This window comes from Cupriavidus pauculus, from assembly GCF_002858765.1.
In the GTDB taxonomy this organism is placed as follows: domain Bacteria; phylum Pseudomonadota; class Gammaproteobacteria; order Burkholderiales; family Burkholderiaceae; genus Cupriavidus; species Cupriavidus pauculus_B.
The window spans coordinates 244,942-261,004 of sequence record NZ_PJRP01000001.1 but is presented as its reverse complement, the minus strand read 5'-3'; the positions used below and the strand labels follow the sequence as shown (position 1 = coordinate 261,004).

General features: G+C 64.5%; 13 protein-coding genes and 1 pseudogene. 8 read left to right on the top strand and 6 right to left on the bottom strand.

Features of this window, described 5'->3' with window-relative positions; all coding sequences use genetic code 11:
* Nucleotides 1-170: 170 nt before the first annotated feature.
* From CYJ10_RS01130 to CYJ10_RS01120, 3 genes and pseudogenes are all read right to left on the bottom strand, one after another.
* On the bottom strand, nt 171-869 hold the full coding sequence (locus tag CYJ10_RS01130) for a DEAD/DEAH box helicase (RefSeq protein ID WP_101679743.1): 699 nt from the start codon (nt 867-869) through the stop codon (nt 171-173).
* 310 nt (nt 870-1,179) lie between these two features.
* Nucleotides 1,180-2,016: pseudogene (locus tag CYJ10_RS01125) on the bottom strand (DUF72 domain-containing protein); the annotation flags it as partial.
* Between the two features lie 137 nt (nt 2,017-2,153).
* Nucleotides 2,154-2,486 (bottom strand): nucleotide pyrophosphohydrolase, encoded by a 333-nt coding sequence (locus CYJ10_RS01120; protein ID WP_101679741.1) that lies wholly within the window; start codon nt 2,484-2,486, stop codon nt 2,154-2,156.
* Between the two features lie 120 nt (nt 2,487-2,606).
* On the opposite strand from CYJ10_RS01120, the gene CYJ10_RS01115 reads away from it, so the two are divergent.
* A complete protein-coding gene (locus CYJ10_RS01115; protein ID WP_101679740.1) occupies nt 2,607-3,266 on the top strand; it encodes a methyltransferase family protein in 660 nt (219 codons plus the stop codon).
* 60 nt (nt 3,267-3,326) lie between these two features.
* On the opposite strand, the gene gyrB is transcribed toward CYJ10_RS01115, so the two are convergent.
* The 3 genes from gyrB to dnaA all read right to left on the bottom strand — a co-directional run bounded on the left by gyrB (nt 3,327) and on the right by dnaA (nt 9,216).
* Nucleotides 3,327-5,852 (bottom strand): DNA topoisomerase (ATP-hydrolyzing) subunit B, encoded by a 2,526-nt coding sequence (gene gyrB, locus CYJ10_RS01110; RefSeq protein WP_101679739.1) that lies wholly within the window; start codon nt 5,850-5,852, stop codon nt 3,327-3,329.
* A 184-nt stretch (nt 5,853-6,036) separates the two neighbouring features.
* A complete protein-coding gene (dnaN, locus tag CYJ10_RS01105; protein WP_092600480.1) occupies nt 6,037-7,152 on the bottom strand; it encodes a DNA polymerase III subunit beta in 1,116 nt (371 codons plus the stop codon).
* A gap of 330 nt (nt 7,153-7,482) precedes the next feature.
* A complete protein-coding gene (dnaA, locus tag CYJ10_RS01100) occupies nt 7,483-9,216 on the bottom strand; it encodes a chromosomal replication initiator protein DnaA (RefSeq protein WP_101679738.1) in 1,734 nt (577 codons plus the stop codon).
* 868 nt (nt 9,217-10,084) lie between these two features.
* On the opposite strand from dnaA, the gene rpmH reads away from it, so the two are divergent.
* The 7 genes from rpmH to mnmE all read left to right on the top strand — a co-directional run bounded on the left by rpmH (nt 10,085) and on the right by mnmE (nt 16,050).
* Entirely contained in the window at nt 10,085-10,219 is a 135-nt protein-coding gene (rpmH, locus tag CYJ10_RS01095; protein ID WP_008650850.1) for a 50S ribosomal protein L34, read from the top strand.
* A gap of 139 nt (nt 10,220-10,358) precedes the next feature.
* On the top strand, nt 10,359-10,805 hold the full coding sequence (gene rnpA, locus CYJ10_RS01090) for a ribonuclease P protein component (RefSeq protein WP_101680368.1): 447 nt from the start codon (nt 10,359-10,361) through the stop codon (nt 10,803-10,805).
* Nucleotides 10,806-10,813: 8 nt separating this feature from the next.
* A complete protein-coding gene (gene yidD / locus CYJ10_RS01085) occupies nt 10,814-11,113 on the top strand; it encodes a membrane protein insertion efficiency factor YidD (protein ID WP_101679737.1) in 300 nt (99 codons plus the stop codon).
* Between the two features lie 22 nt (nt 11,114-11,135).
* The gene (gene yidC / locus CYJ10_RS01080; RefSeq protein WP_101679736.1) at nt 11,136-12,809 is read left to right on the top strand and encodes a membrane protein insertase YidC; all 1,674 of its coding nucleotides are present in this window, start codon (nt 11,136-11,138) and stop codon (nt 12,807-12,809) included.
* Nucleotides 12,810-12,937: 128 nt separating this feature from the next.
* Complete coding sequence (tam, locus tag CYJ10_RS01075; RefSeq protein WP_101679735.1) at nt 12,938-13,708, top strand: trans-aconitate 2-methyltransferase; 771 nt, start codon at nt 12,938-12,940, stop codon at nt 13,706-13,708.
* Between the two features lie 94 nt (nt 13,709-13,802).
* On the top strand, nt 13,803-14,576 hold the full coding sequence (locus CYJ10_RS01070) for a CHAD domain-containing protein (RefSeq protein ID WP_101679734.1): 774 nt from the start codon (nt 13,803-13,805) through the stop codon (nt 14,574-14,576).
* 46 nt (nt 14,577-14,622) lie between these two features.
* Nucleotides 14,623-16,050, top strand: coding sequence for a tRNA uridine-5-carboxymethylaminomethyl(34) synthesis GTPase MnmE (gene mnmE, locus CYJ10_RS01065; RefSeq protein WP_101679733.1), 1,428 nt, complete (start codon nt 14,623-14,625; stop codon nt 16,048-16,050).
* Nucleotides 16,051-16,063: the final 13 nt, after the last annotated feature.

Here is a 16,063-nt window from a genome sequence, read left to right as displayed (position 1 = left end):
TGCCGTTTTGGAAACAGTCGCTGCCCAGACTCGATCGATCTGCGGTGCTGCGCAAAAGCCCGCGCCCCCCGGGGTCTGGCCGCGTCTAATCAGATTAGCAAACGAAAGCGCGGCCTTACAGGGTGACTTTCACGAATCTTCGCCGGCAACGTTGGCGCGGCCGCCCGGCGTCAAGGCGAGGGTGCTGGCGCGGGGGCCAACCGGATGACGCGCGGCCTGCGTTGCCATTGCCGCGCCAGCCGCGTGATGTCGGGGGGCGGGTCGGCATCGGGCGACGCATGGAACAGCAAGGTCTGGCGCGATTTCGGGCACCGGCTGGCCACAAAGGCGATGTCGTCGGCAAATCCCATGTCGAGCATCGTATCGGCCCCTTCAAGGATGACCGTGTTGATGGCGCGCAGGTCCAGGCTTGCCGCGTCGATATGGTCGAGCATGCGCCCCGGAGTGCCCACAACGATATGCGCGCCGTGGATCAGGCTATCGATTTGTGTTCGAATCGGCATGCCGGTGCAAAGCAGGGCCACCTTGATCTGGCCAGCCACCCGCGCCAGCTGCCGGATGCGCCGCGCCACCACCTCGGCGCGGTCGCGCGTGGGACACAGCACCAGGGCCTGCACGTCGAAGCGTTGCGGGTCCAGCCGGTGAAGCAGGGCGATCGCCTGCGTCGTGGCACTGCCGCCGCCCTGCCGCACCTGCACGATCAGGTCGTGCCCGGCAAGCGCCTGGGGCAGCGCGACGGACTGCAGCGGCGTCATCGAAACGTGGCCCGATTGCGCGAGCGCGTCGAGCCACATGGGTTCCAGCGGCAGCGCCGAAAAGGGTTCGCGCCGCGGCGCTATTGCCGGGGTTGGGGATTGGCTGGCACGCATGGCCTCACGCGGCGGCGCGACTGGCGGAGGTCTTCTTCGCAGCAGCCCTCCTGGCGGAGGCGCGTTTCGCGGGAGGATTTGGCGTGGTGGCCTTCTTTGCGGAGGCTTTCTTTGCAGCGACTCCCTTTGTCGGTGCCGTCGTTGTCAATGCTGTCTTCGCAGGCGCCGTTTTTACGGCCGCCTTTTTTTTCGCTGCCGTCTTTGCAGCCGCCGTCTTTTCGGGCACCTTTTCTGCGGTCGCCTGGCCTGCCGGTGCCCCCGCGGATGTATCGACCGCTGCCCGCTTCGACACCGCGACCTTTACGGGCAGATCCTCGGTCGGCGCCCAGCCCAGCCGTTCCAATAGCGCACCTGCCGCAGAGGGCGCCCGTTCCTTGGCGCCGTTGATGAAAAACAGGTAGACCGCCTTCGGCTTGAACTTTGCGCCCGGCTTGTCTTCCACCACGGGCAGGTCGTCGGGCGCCTTGCCGTCCGCCCAGCTTGCGACACGACCCGCCCATTGATCCAGATCCTTGGGCGCATAGCCCGTCGCCAGCTTCTCCTGCGCATTCATCAGACGCGCGTAGACAAAATCGGCGGTCAGATCGGCAAATGAAGGAAATTTTGGCGAATCGGTGAATACCGTGGCCGCCTTGAACTTGCGTGCCAGCTTCAGGTATTCGTCGCACATGAAACTGGCGTGGCGCACTTCCAGCACGTGGCGTAGTGCCACGCCTTCCACCGAATCCGGCAACAGGCTCAGAAAGGCCTCGAAGTCATCGGGCACGAACTGCTTGGTCGGCGCGAACTGCCAGACGAGGGGGCCCAGCTTGGGGCCCAGCTCGGCGATGCCGCTGTCGATAAAGCGGTGGATGGAATCGGCGCCCTCGGCCAGGATGCGCCGGTTGGTGGCAAAGCGCGATGCCTTGACGGCAAACACGAAGTCGTCGGGCGTGGCGTCGTGCCAGTTGGCAAACGACGTGCGCTTCTGCGTGCCGTGATACGTGCTGTTGATCTCGATCGCGGTCAGGTGGCGGCTCGCATAATCCAGTTCGCGCGCCTGAGGCAGTCCCGCCGGATAGAAGTTGTCGCGCCACGGCGCAAAATTCCAGCCACCAATACCAATGTGGACATTGCCCGATGACTTGCCCTGCTTGCGCACTGCCATGGCCGCGATCTCCGCGAGAGACGATAGAGCAAGTCTAGCCGCATTTGCTGCACGCGGCTGTCAGGAGCGGACACGTGATTCGCGCGCGACCCGATGTGCCGGGCCATCGATTGCCAGACCGTGTCGCTTGACGCGGCCTACTTCCCTTCGCCCGGCGCCGGGTACTTGCGCGCGTTCATTTCCATCTTGGCACGCACCGCCGCATCGAGGTCGACACCCAGCGCCGTCACAAGCTGCGTCAGGTAGATAGTGATATCGGCCAGCTCCTGCTCAACGTGCGCACGCTCGGTCGTCGACATGATGTCCCGCGACGCTTCCTCGGTTTGCCACTGGAAAATCTCCACCAGTTCGGCCACTTCCACGCTGAGCGCCATCGCCAGATTCTTCGGGCTGTGATACTTGCCCCAGCCGCGCGCCTCGCCGAAAGCGAGTGCTGCTTGCTGGAGGTTCTTGAGGTCGATGAGAGGCATCGTCTGTCTGGAGCGAATTCGGGGTCAGGCGGCATTGTCCCATTGATCGCGGCAGTCCTCGACATCCGGATGCCAGCAGGCATACCCTGCGAAGTGAAGTCCACTGCAGACGGAGACCCCATGCGACCCACTCCCGGCCTGACGTTCTTCACCCTCGCGGGTTCGCTCGCGTATCTGGCACTGCCCATCGTCGGCTGGGGCGGCGTTGACGCCTATTTCGCCAACCCGGCACGCACCACAGCGGCCGTCGCCACCATGGCCATGGCCGTTATTGCGATCTTCTCCGGGGGCAACCTCAGCAAGGGAGACCGGGAGGATCGCGGCAACCGCTGGGTGCTGGTTGCCTTCGGCGTGCTCGGCCTGCTGGCGGGCTACGTGCCAGCACTGACTGACCGCCTCGATTTCTGGACAATCGGCGACGAAACGGTGCGATGGATCGGCGACGCCCTGTTTATCACCGGCGGCATGCTGCGACTCTGGCCCGTCTTCGTTCTCGGCAACCGGTTCAGTGGGCTGGTCGCCATCCAGCCCGGACACACGCTGGTGACCACGGGCGTCTACGCGGTGATCCGGAACCCGAGCTACCTGGGCCTCGTGGTCAGTTCGCTGGGATGGGTGCTGGTGTTTCGGTCCTTGCTGGGAGTGCTGCTGACGGCTCTGACGCTATGGCCACTGATTGCGCGGATTCGCGCCGAGGAGGCACTGCTGCGCAAGCAGTTCGGGGACGAATATGAGCGCTACTGCGCGCGCACCTGGCGGATGGTGCCGGGGGTGTATTGAAGCGACAAAAAAAATCCCGGCTGAAGGCCGGGATTTTTCAATGCGCGTGCAACCAACCCATCAAACGTCGATATTCCGCGCCACCAGCGCGTTGCTCTCGATGAAGTTGCGGCGCGGTTCCACTTCGTCGCCCATCAGCGTCGTAAAGATCTGGTCCGCGGCGATGGCGTCTTCGATCTGTACCCTCAGCAGGCGGCGTTGCGTCACGTCGAGCGTGGTCTCGAACAGCTGCTCGGGGTTCATTTCGCCCAAACCCTTGTAGCGCTGGCGCGAAACGCCGCGTTCGGCTTCGGTCAGCAGCCACTGCATGGCCTGGTGGAAGTCCGCCACGGTCTGCTCGCGCAGCTTTTCGCCTTCGCCACGCTTGACCTTGGTGCCGTCCGGGATCAGGCCCTGGAACGTCGTGGCCGCGCGTGCCAGTGCCGCGTAGTCGGCGCCATGCACGAAGTCTGCGTCCAGGTGCGACAGGCGCACGTTGCCATGATGGCGACGGGCAATCATCAGGCGATGTTTGTCGGTCTTCTCGTCGAATTGCGCGTAGACGTCGGCGGTGCCGTCATCGTTCACAGCGGCGCCGATCAGCGTTTTGGCGTGCATCTCGGCAAGCTTGGCCTTCAGCGCCACGGCCGATGCCTCGGCCGCCGCGGCGTTGTCGAGATCGAGTGCCACGCCGTCCGCGATCGCGCGCAGGGCATCGACATCGACGATCCGCGACAAACGGCCGATCACGCCTTCGGCCAGCTGGTACTGGCGGGCCAGTTCGCTCAGCGCGTCACCGTTGATCTCGCTGCCGTCCGGACGCACCAGGCCCGCCTTTTCCATCGCGAGCTTCAGCAAGTATGCGTTCAGCTCGGTGTCGTCCTTGATGTAGCGTTCTTCCTTGCCATGCTTGATCTTGTACAGCGGCGGCTGCGCGATGTAGACGTAGCCGCGCTCGATGATGTCCGGCATCTGGCGGTAGAAGAACGTCAGCAGCAACGTGCGGATGTGCGAGCCGTCCACGTCCGCATCGGTCATGATGATGATGCGGTGATAGCGCAGCTTTTCGAGGTTGTAGTCGTCCTTGCCGATGCCCGTGCCCAGCGCCGTGATCAGCGTCAGCACCTCCTGGCTCGACAGCATCTTGTCGAAGCGCGCCCGTTCCACGTTCAGGATCTTGCCCTTGAGCGGCAGGATCGCCTGGAACTTGCGGTCACGGCCCTGCTTGGCCGAGCCGCCTGCGGAGTCACCCTCCACCAGGAACAGTTCGGACTGGGCCGGATCCTTCTCCTGGCAGTCAGCCAGCTTGCCGGGCAGGCCCATGCCGTCCATCACACCCTTGCGGCGCGTCATTTCGCGGGCCTTGCGGGCGGCCTCGCGGGCGCGCGCGGCGTCGACGATCTTGCCGCAGATGATCTTGGCGTCGTTCGGCGTTTCCAGCAGGAAGTCCGTCAGCGCCTTGCCGACCAGTTCTTCCACCGGCAGGCGCACTTCGGACGAGACGAGCTTGTCCTTGGTCTGCGAGCTGAACTTCGGCTCGGGCACCTTCACGGACAGCACGCAGGCCAGGCCTTCGCGCATGTCGTCGCCGCTGGTTTCGATCTTTGCCTTCTTGGCGATCTCGTTTTCTTCGATGTACTTGTTGATGACGCGCGTCATCGCCGCGCGCAGGCCGGTCATGTGCGTGCCGCCGTCGCGCTGTGGAATGTTGTTCGTGAAGCAGAGCACCTGCTCGTTGTAGCCGTCGTTCCACTGCATGGCCACTTCCACGGCGATGCCGTCCTTCTCGGCGTTCGCGTAGAAGATGTTCGGGTGCAGCGTGGTCTTCGCGCGGTTGATGTACTCCACGAAGCCCTTCACGCCGCCCGAGAAGGCAAAGTCCTCTTCCTTGCCCGTGCGCTGGTCCAACAGCTTGATATGCACGCCGTTGTTCAGGAACGAGAGTTCACGGATGCGCTTGGACAGCACTTCGTAGTGGAACTCCACGTTCGTGAAAATTTCCTCGTCGGCCAGGAAGTGCACTTCGGTGCCGCGCTTGTCGGTGGCGCCCACGATCTTCATCGGCGAGACTTCCACGGGCTGGCCGTCCGGGCCGGCCACGGTCTCGACGATGCGGTTCTGCACCTCGCCCCTGGCGAATTCGATCAGGTTGACCTGGCCATCGCGGCGCACCGTCAGGCGCAGCCACTTCGACAGTGCGTTCACGCAAGACACGCCAACGCCGTGCAGGCCACCAGACACCTTGTAGCTGTTCTGGTTGAACTTGCCGCCGGCGTGCAGCTCGGTCATGGCAATTTCCGCCGCGCTGCGCTTCGGCTCGTGCTTGTCGTCGAACTTGACGGCGGGCGGAATGCCGCGGCCGTTGTCGACGATCGAGATCGAGTTGTCGCTATGGATCGTGACCTGGATCTCGGTGCAGTAGCCGGCCAGGGCCTCGTCGATCGAGTTGTCGAGCACCTCGAACACCAGGTGGTGCAGGCCGGTGCCGTCCGACGTATCGCCGATATACATGCCGGGACGCTTGCGCACCGCTTCCAGGCCTTCCAGGATCTGGATCGAAGAGGCGCCGTAAGTGTTTTCCTGCTGCGGTTTCTGCTGATCGGTCATGTTTTCCTACTCACGATACTCACGGCAAATGCGGAGAAATCCGAACCTGCGCCGGGCGGCAGCGGGTGCGGAACGTCCGCATTTGCGGGTTACTTAAAAACGGCAAAAGGGGCGGATCCCGTGGACCCGGCCCCTGCTGCGGTGTGTGCCCGATTGTGTATGGATGGCGACTCGGTGCGGACCATCAAATGCGCATCGGCATCACGACGTACTTGAAGTTGTCGTCTTCCGGCACGGTAATCAGCGCACTCGAATTGGAGTCGCCGAGGCTGACCTGCACCTGTTCGCTCTTGAGGTTGCCGAGTACGTCGAGCAGGTAGGTCACGTTAAAGCCGATATCGAGCGCGTCGCCCGAATAGTCGAGTTCCAGTTCTTCCTGCGCCTCTTCCTGGTCGGCGTTGGTCGAGCTGATCTTCAGCACGTGCGTGTCGAGAATGCAACGCACGCCCTTGAACTTGTCGGTGGTCAGGATCGCGGTACGCTGCAGCGCCTGTTGCAGCTGCACGCGGTCGATCGCGAACGCGTTCTTGTAACCCTTCGGGATCACGCGCTGGAAGTCCGGGAACTTGCCTTCCACCAGCTTGCTGATCAGCTCCACGTTGGCAAACGAGAACTTGACCTGATTCGCGGCCAGCTGCACCTGCACGGGATCGTCGTTGTCTTCCAGCAGGCGCTGCAGTTCCAGGATGGTCTTGCGCGGGATGATCACTTCCTGACGCGAACCCACGCCGGTGGCCTCGTTTTCGAGTTCCACGCCGCAGTACGCCAGGCGGTGGCCGTCGGTGGCCACGGCCATGACCTTCTTGCCGTCCACGACCAGCAGCATGCCGTTCAGGTAGTAGCGGATGTCCTGCTGCGCCATCGCGAAATGCACCATCGCCAGCAGATGCTTGAACGTCTTCTGCGGCAGGCTGACGCTCGCGTTGAACTCGGCGGCTTCGGCAACGGTCGGGAATTCTTCCGCGGCCAGCGTCTGCAGTGCAAAGCGGCTCTTGCCCGATTGCACGGTCATGCGCTTGTCGTTGAGCGACAGCGCCACGTCGCCGTCAGGCATCGCGCGCAGGATGTCCAGCAGCTTGCGCGCGGCCACGGTGGTGGCCACGTCGTCGCTGCCAACGCCGCATTCGGCGTGCGTGGTGATCTGGATCTCGATGTCGGTCGAGAGGAAGGATACGTTCGAGCCGGACTTGCGAATCAGCAGGTTGGCCAGGATCGGGAGGGTGTGGCGGCGCTCCACGATGCCGCTCACGATTTGCAGCGGACGCAGCAGATTGTCTCGCGAGGTTTTGACCAATTGCATTGAATTTATCCTTCGTCGTTTGTCGTCGGCGACCGCGGAATCAGGTGAAACTCCGATATCCAATTTCCACTTTGGAATCAAAGAGTTAATGCCGTATTGTACCAAGGATAAGCCGCTGCGGTGAAGCGGGGCGAATCCGGTGGGGCGCCGGACTGTGCACAAAATGCCACGATCCGGGCGTCTACTCCCGCCAATTCGTCCCGACTCACCGCAAAGCCTTATCTGAGGCCGGTTTCCCGCGATGCAACAGTTGCTCTGGCGCCCGCTTGCCGCCGGACGCGCACCCAGTAGTATGCCAGCCCGGCAAGGCCGCCCTTCAAAACCCGCGAATCAGCCCTTGAGCGTCTGTTCCAGCACGTGCAGCTCGTGGTTCAGCTGCGCGTCCTTGCTACGCTCGTCGGCGATCTTGCGCACGGCGTGCAGCACCGTGGTGTGGTCGCGTCCGCCGAACAGCTCGCCGATTTCCGGCAGGCTCTTCTGCGTCAGTTCCTTGGCCAGGTACATCGCAATCTGCCGCGGCCGCGCGATATTGGCCGGCCGCTTCTTCGAGTACATGTCCGCGACCTTGATGTTGTAGAAGTCGGCGCAGGTCTTCTGGATGTTCTCCACGGAGATCTGGCGGTTCTGCACGGTCAGCAGGTCCTTGAGCGCCTCGCGCGTAACCTCAATCGTGATGTCCTTGCCGTGGAAGTTCGAGAACGCCAGGATCTTGCGCAGCGCCCCTTCCAGCTCGCGCACGTTGGAACGCAGGTGTTTAGCCACGAAGAACGCCACTTCCTCGGGCACGCTCACGTTTTCGGCGGCGGCCTTCTTCATCAGGATGGCCACGCGCATTTCCAGCTCGGGTGGCTCGATCGCCACTGTCAGGCCGGAGTCGAAGCGCGAGATCAGCCGGTCGTCGATGCCGGTGATTTCCTTCGGATAGGTATCGCTGGTGATGATCACCTGTGCACGGTTGGCGATCAGCGCCTCGAACGCGTAGAAGAACTCTTCCTGCGTGCGGTTCTTGCCGGAGAAGAACTGAATATCGTCGATCAGCAGCAGGTCCAGCGAGTGGTAGTAGCGCTTGAATTCGTCGAACGCCTTCCGCTGGTAGGCCTTCACCACATCCGACACGTACTGTTCGGCATGGATGTAGCGGATGCGGGCGCGCGGGTTCTCCATCAGCATGAAGTTGCCGATAGCGTGAATCAGGTGGGTCTTGCCCAGGCCGACGCCGCCATAGAGATATAGCGGGTTGTACGACTTGCCCGGGTTGTTGGCCACCTGGATGGCCGCGGCGCGGGCCAGCTGGTTGGCCTTGCCGGTCACGAAATTGTCGAACGTCAGGATCGGGTTCAGGCGCGAACGCTCGTGAACCGTGTCGGTCGGCTGTGCGCCAGCCGCGGGCGGCTGCTGGACCGGCACGCGGAACGAACGGGCACTGGCTTCGGATGCATCCATCTGCGCCATGTCAATGTCGCCCATGTCCTGCATCGGCGCATGGGTGCCGCCCTGCAACGGATGCCCGGTCGGCGCCGCGCCGCGATGCGGCGTGGCGCCAGGTCCAGCCGGATAGGGCGCTTGGCCGGCCGGTGCGCCATAGCCAGGCTGGCCGCCGTTCGGATGGCCGGCATGCTCGTGATAGCCGCCCGCCTGGAGCGACTGCGGATGCGGTACCGGAGCGTGGCCGAACGCCTGGCCGGCCATGCCGGCGGGCATGTTCGCCGAAGCGCCGGGATAGGTCGGGCCGCCCGCACCCATTGCAGCGGACGTCATGCCGTCGTGGCCGCCCTGCTGCATGGCTTGCTGCGTATAACTGGCGGCGCGGCCCGAGGCCGCCGGGTCCAGAACAAAGTGAACGCTGACCTGCGTTTCCCAGTATTCGCACGCAAGCGCGGTAATCCGCCCCGAAAACTGGCTCTTGACCCAGTCGAGCTTGAAGCGGTTCGGCGCGGCAATCCGCAGCGCATGCGCTTCCTCGTCGAAGGCGACGGGCGCCAACGGCTTGATCCAGGTTTTGAATTGTTGGGGCGTCAGTTCGCGCTCGAGTTGCGCGGCTGCTGCCTGCCAGAAATCTTGCATGTGTTCTTCTGAGTGACCGTGCCATCGCGCCGATGACACGTCACGGGTGGACGCAACGCTTGCGTACCGGGCCCCTGCACATGCCTTGCACGTCATTTTCCAGACGCGAAAGGCAATACACCGTCCACGAATGCAGTGCATCGCAACGGCAGTTCGAATAGGTATACATCGCGGTATACCGAGGCAGGCAGTCCCGGGTTGTGCGTGCGCCACGCGGCCCGTGTAGTGTTTGGACCCGGATTGTACCCCCCGCCCCAAGTTATCCACAAAGGATAACCCTGTGGACAAGTTGTGAAAATTCAGTGGATTTGTGTGCACAACCGGCGCGGAAGGCACGCCAGACAAGGGCCTCGGACACCTGATAATCCATCGGAAACAAGCACTTGACCTGTCCTGCTACCACCGATAGGTGACCGGGAATACCCACAGAGTTACCCACCGAGTGTTGTGGACAATGGTGCACCGGCGCGTGCCGTGGCTCGTGGCGGCGTGCGCGGCACATCTGGTGGCCAGACTGGAAGTGGCCATCCGGCGCCTTGACACCCGCGACGAAAATCGTTTAAATGGCGGGTTCTGCGATGCGGCAGGGGATCACGTATGCGCATCGCCGGGTCTGGCCCGTACCGCTCATGTAAACATGTGCGGCATCAGGCGAGCGGCCTGATCCCCGCCTGTGCTTCCGGCTACACGGCCGGGGCCAGCGGCGGCCGGCAGCAAGACAGAACCAGAATCGTCGGCATGGCCGCAGCAACCTCAACGTATACCGAGCGTCTGCATTGCGGCAGCCCCATGCGAACCATACGCGGCGGCCAAGGCGCCCCGGCATCAGCCGGCGCCCAGGAAGCCCGGATCAACCAGAGAGTGCAACATGAAACGTACCTACCAACCTTCCGTTACCCGCCGCAAGCGTACCCATGGTTTCCGCGTGCGCATGAAGACCCGCGGCGGCCGTGCCGTGATCAACGCCCGCCGCGCCAAGGGCCGCAAGCGCCTGGCAATCTGAGGGCCGGGCGACCGGCCCGGATGGAAGGCAGCGTGACGGTTCGCCGTTGCACGTTGCTCCCGCCGTCCGGTCCAGCGCCTCGCACTCAGGATGGCCAGGACCGCCGCCGAAGCCCGGCTTGCCGCTAGCTTTGACCAGCGTGTCGACCCATGCCTTTCCCAAAGCCGCGAGGCTGACAAAGACGGATGAATTTTCATCCGTTTTTGCTTTGCGGCCCCGGCGTCGCAGCACGCATTTCGTGCTGTATGTCCGGGCCAATGGCCAGCCGCAGGCCAGGCTGGGCATTGTCGTGGGCAAGAAGTTTGCGCCGCGCGCCGCCGAGCGCAATCTTGTAAAGCGCATGGTGCGGGAACTGTTTCGCAGCCGGCAGGACCAATTCGCGGGCCGCGATATCCTGTTGCGGTTGCAGGCAAAGTTTCCGCGTGCGGACTTTGCCAGCCGGTCGGCCATACGGCGCGCCTGCCAGGCCGAACTTGGCAGCTTGCTGGATGTGGCCGCCAGGCCACTGCCACCTGCGCCAACCGTCCCGGCATCCGGCGAGCCGCCTGCGTCGGCCACGCCTGCCGCGCCACCCGCGCCAGCCTGATCATCATCATGAAGCGAATCCTGCTTGCCCTGCTGCGCATCTACAAGATCGCCCTGAGTCCTTACCTGGGCTCGCAGTGCCGCTTCCTGCCAACATGTTCCGACTATGCCCGCGACGCCATCATCAGCCATGGCCCCGCGCGTGGCACGTGGATGACCGCGTGCAGACTCTGCCGTTGCCATCCTTTCGCAAAGGGCGGGTATGATCCCGTGCCCGAGCCTGTAGTACACGGAAAGGCCTCAGCGGTGCCTCCCGCAGCCACCGCATCCGGCCGCCCGTCCGTCACGGTCCGGCTCCCCAGACCCTGATTCCCCCAGACCATAGCGAGACATGGATATCAAACGCACCATCCTGTGGGTCATCTTCTCGATGTCCCTCGTGCTGCTCTACGACAACTGGCAGCGCGCCAACGGCCACGCGTCGATGTTCTTCCCGAGCGCCAACACGCAACAGGCCGCTCCGGCCGGTGGCGCGAGCGGCGCCACGGCGCAGGGTGACGTGCCCAAGGCCAACGCCACGAGCGCATCGGCCCCTGGCGCAGTGCCCGGCGCGCCGCAAGCGGCAGCCCAGCCCACCGGCGAGAAGGTCATCGTCACCACTGACGAAGTGCGTGCCGAGATCGACACCGCAGGCGGCATCCTGTCGCGCCTGGAACTGCTCAACGAGCACGAAAAGGACGGCAAGCCGGTTGTACTGTTCGAGCGTGATGCACAGCGCACCTATCTGGCCCGTTCGGGCCTGATCGGCGGCGACCTGCCGAACCACACCACGGTGTTCACGGCCGCCCCGGGCGCCCGTGCACTGGCGCCGGGTCAGGACAAGCTCGACGTCGTGCTGACGGCCGAAAAGAGCGGCGTGAAGTTCGTGAAGACCTACACGTTCCGCAAGGGCAGCTATGTGGTCGACGCCCGTTTCGACGTGACGAACACTGGCACCACGCCGGTTTCGCCGACGCTGTACATGGAACTGGCGCGTGACGGCACCAAAGTGGAACAGTCGCAGTTCTACAGCACGTTCACGGGTCCGGCCATCTACACGAACGCCGACAAGTACCACAAGATCACGTTCGACGACATCGCCAAGGGCAAGGCCTCCGTGCCGGCCGCCACCGACAACGGCTGGGTGGCGATGGTGCAGCACTACTTCGCATCGGCCTGGATTCCGCAGACCGGCAAGCAGCACAGCTTCTACGCGGAACAGATCGATCCGAACCTGTACCGCGTGGGTGTGCAGCAGCCGCTGGGCCAGGTGGCCCCGGGCGCCACGGTGACCACCGATGCCCGCCTGTTCGCCGGTCCGCAGGAAGAGCGCATGCTCGAGCAGATCACCCCGGGCCTGGAACTGGTCAAGGACTACGGCTGGCTGACCATCCTGGCCAAGCCGCTGTTCTGGCTGCTGGAAAAGCTGCACGGCTTCCTGAACAACTGGGGCTGGTCGATCATCGCGCTGACCGTGCTGATCAAGCTGGTGTTCTTCCCGCTGTCGGCTGCCAGCTACAAGTCGATGGGCAAGATGAAGGACCTGCAACCGCGCATGACGGCCGTCCGCGAGCGCTACAAGGGCGACCCGCAGAAGATGAACCAGGAAATGATGGCGCTGTACCGCACCGAGAAGGTCAATCCGCTCGGCGGCTGCCTGCCGATCGTGATCCAGATTCCGGTGTTCATCGCGCTGTACTGGGTGCTGCTGTCGTCGGTGGAAATGCGCGGCGCGCCGTGGCTGGGCTGGATTCATGACCTGTCGGTGCCGGATCCGTTCTACATCCTGCCGATCGTGATGGCCGTGTCGATGTTCGTGCAGACCAGGCTGAACCCGACCCCGCCGGACCCCGTCCAGGCCAAGGTCATGATGATCATGCCGCTGGTGTTCTCGTTCATGTTCTTCTTCTTCCCGGCCGGCCTGGTGCTGTACTGGGTTGTGAACAACATCCTGTCGATCGCCCAGCAGTGGCAGATCAACCGCATGCTCGGCAAGGGCAAGACCGCGGCGGTGGCCAAGAGCTGACCTCCCGGTTGCAAACCCGACCCGCGGAAAACCCGGCTGCCAGCCGGGTTTTTCTTTTTCGGCGTATGCTTCTAGTCTTATGTCTTATATAAGACTAGAAGCCAATCAACAGGACAAGGAGATACGCCATGACATGGTCGGCCAGCCAGTACGTGCAATTCGAGGATGAACGGACCCGCCCGGTGCGGGATCTGGTCGGGGCCATCCCCACCGTCAACGCCGCACGGGTGGTCGACATTGGCTGCGGGCCCGGCAACTCGACCGAGGTGCTGGCGGCCCGCTACGGCAGCGCCCAGGTCACCGGCCTGGACAGCGACGCCGACATGATCGCCGCCGCACGCAAGCGGCTGCCGAACCTGCACTTCGATATCGCGGACGTCACGCAATGGGCCGATGGCGGCCCCTGGGACGTGATCCTGGCCAACGCCGTGTTCCAGTGGGTGCCCGATCACGCCACGCTGTTTCCGTCGCTGATCGGCAAGCTCGCGCCGGGCGGCAGCCTGGCCGTGCAGATGCCGGACAACCTGAACGAGCCGCCGCACCTGCTGATGCGCGAAACGGCGCTGACCGGCCCCTGGGCGCCCAAGCTGGCCGCCGCCGCCGATGCCCGCACTGCGCTGGCGTCGGAACGCTGGTATTACGAACTGCTCAAGCCGCACTGCTCGCGCGTGGATATCTGGCGGACGATCTACCAGCACCCGCTCAAGGGCGGGGCGGCCGCGATCGTCGAATGGTTCAAGGGCAGCGGCCTGCGACCCTTCCTGGCGCCGCTGGATGATGCTGAAAAAACCGAGTACTTGCGCCAGTACGAAGCCGCGCTGACCAAGGTGTTCCCCGCGATGCCCGACGGCACCGTGCTGCTGCCCTTCCCGCGCGTGTTCATCGTGGCCACGCGTTAGGAATCAGACGGCGGCGGACGGCGACCGCGTGCGCCATCGCCTACACTAGACGGGCACCGCGCAGTTACTCCTTTTCCACTTCAGGGACATCGCAATGGGCCGTCAGCCTGTGCTGCACCGGAAGATGCGTCCCGCCACCGCGTTCGTTGCCCTGGGCGAGTCGGGCCTGCAGGCCGTTCACGATCGCCTGGACGCGCTGCAGCATCGCGATGAAGTCGAGGATGTCCATGAGTTGCGCGTGGCCGTGCGCCACCTGCGCGCGGTGGCATGGGCCTTCGGGCCGGTGCTGCCGGACCAGGTCAAGGCCCGCTGGAAGCAGGCCCTGCATGACGTGGCCGACGCCGCCGGCGATGTGCGCGACTGGGACGTCTTCATCGCCGAAACGCTGGCCCCGGCGCTGGAGAAGCAGCCCGAAGACGCCATGCTGGTGGCGCTGATCCAGACCGCCCAGGCCAGGCGCACCATAGCCCACGCCGAGATGATGACAAGATTGTCACGCTACCGGCAATCCCCGCTGCCGACCTTGAAACGCGACCTGCTGCATCTGTCGGAACAGGACGCCAAGGGCAGGCTCGAAACGTTCGCCCCCAGTCGGATCCGCAAGGCGCGCGACAAGGTCCGGGAACGGGCCCGCATCGCCCGCGACGGGAAGACCGAGCACGTTCACAAGCTGCGCATTGGCAACAAGCGCCTGCGCTATGCGATCGAGGCGCTGTCCGACGTCCTGCCCGGCCGCTATCGCAAGCGCCTGCGCAAGAAGCTGGTGGCGCGGCAGTCGGAACTCGGCGCCGTGATCGACGGTGTCGTGGCGCGCGGGCTGCTGTGCGCGTGCCTGTCCGTCGACCCGCCCAGCGACTCGCCAGCATGAGCCGGGGCCCATCCGGCTGGCGGGACGATCTGCGACAATACCGCACATGACCGCTACCCAGCTTCCCATTGCCGCCATCGCCACCGCACCGGGCCGCGGCGGCATCGGCGTCGTACGCGTATCCGGCCCCGATGTCGGCAGCGTCATGCGCGCCGTCTGCGGCCGCGCGCTGCAGCCGCGCCACGCCACCTACCTGCCGTTCCTGGACAGCCACGGCAAAGTCATCGACCACGGCCTGGCGCTGTACTTTGCGGCACCCAATTCCTACACCGGCGAAGAAGTGCTCGAACTGCAGGGCCATGGCGGCCCCGTGGTCATGCAGATGCTGCTGGCGCGTTGCCTGGAAGCGGGCAAGGATATCGGCCTGCGCGTGGCCGAGCCCGGCGAATTCACGCGCCGCGCCTTCCTGAACGACAAGCTGGACCTGGCCCAGGCCGAAGCCGTGGCCGACCTGATCGAAGCCAGCACCGAGGCCGCCGCCCGTTCGGCAGCGCGCTCGATGGAGGGCGAGTTCTCGCGGGCGATCCACGCGCTGGTCGAGCAGGTCATCCACCTGCGCATGCTGGTGGAAGCCACGCTCGACTTCCCCGAAGAGGAAATCGACTTCCTGGAAGCGTCCGACGCGCGCGGCCAGCTGACGCGCATTCGCGAAAGCCTCGCCGGCGTGCTCAAGCAGGCGCGGCAGGGGTCGCTGCTGCGCGAAGGGCTGTCGGTGGTGCTGGCGGGGCAGCCGAACGTCGGCAAGTCGTCGCTGCTCAATGCGCTGGCGGGCGCGGAACTGGCCATCGTCACGCCGATCGCCGGCACCACGCGCGACCGCGTGCGCGAAACCATCCAGATCGACGGCATCCCGCTCCACATCATCGACACCGCCGGCCTGCGCGACGATGCCGCCGACGAGGTGGAGCGCATCGGCATCGAACGCACCTGGGACGCCATCCGCCGCGCCGACATCGTGCTGCACCTGGTGGATGCGGCCGACTACCTCGAGCACGGCATTTCGGAAACCGACGACCACATCGACGACCGCCTGAGTGGGCAGTTGCCGCCGGGCTCGCCGATTGTGCGTGTGGTCAACAAGATCGACCTGGCGCCGTCGGCCGGCGAAATGGGCTTCGGCGGCAACCGTCCACACGTGGTGGCGGCCAACGGCCCCAACCCCACCGAGATCTGGATCTCGGCGCGTACGGGCGCCGGCATCGACCTGATGCGTCGCGAACTGCTGCGCCTGATCGGCTGGCAATCGGGCAACGAAGGCACCTTCCTGGCCCGCGAACGCCACCTCACCGCGCTGCGCAACGCGCAGTCGCATCTGGACTGCGCCGTGGAGCGCGCCGAGCAAAACGCCCAGGCCCTGGACCTGTTCGCCGAAGAACTGCGGCTCGCGCAGGACCACCTGAACAGCATCACCGGCGAGTTCACCAGCGACGACCTGCTGGGCACGATTTTCACGCGGTTCTGTATCGGGAAGTGAGCGGGAGCCCGCC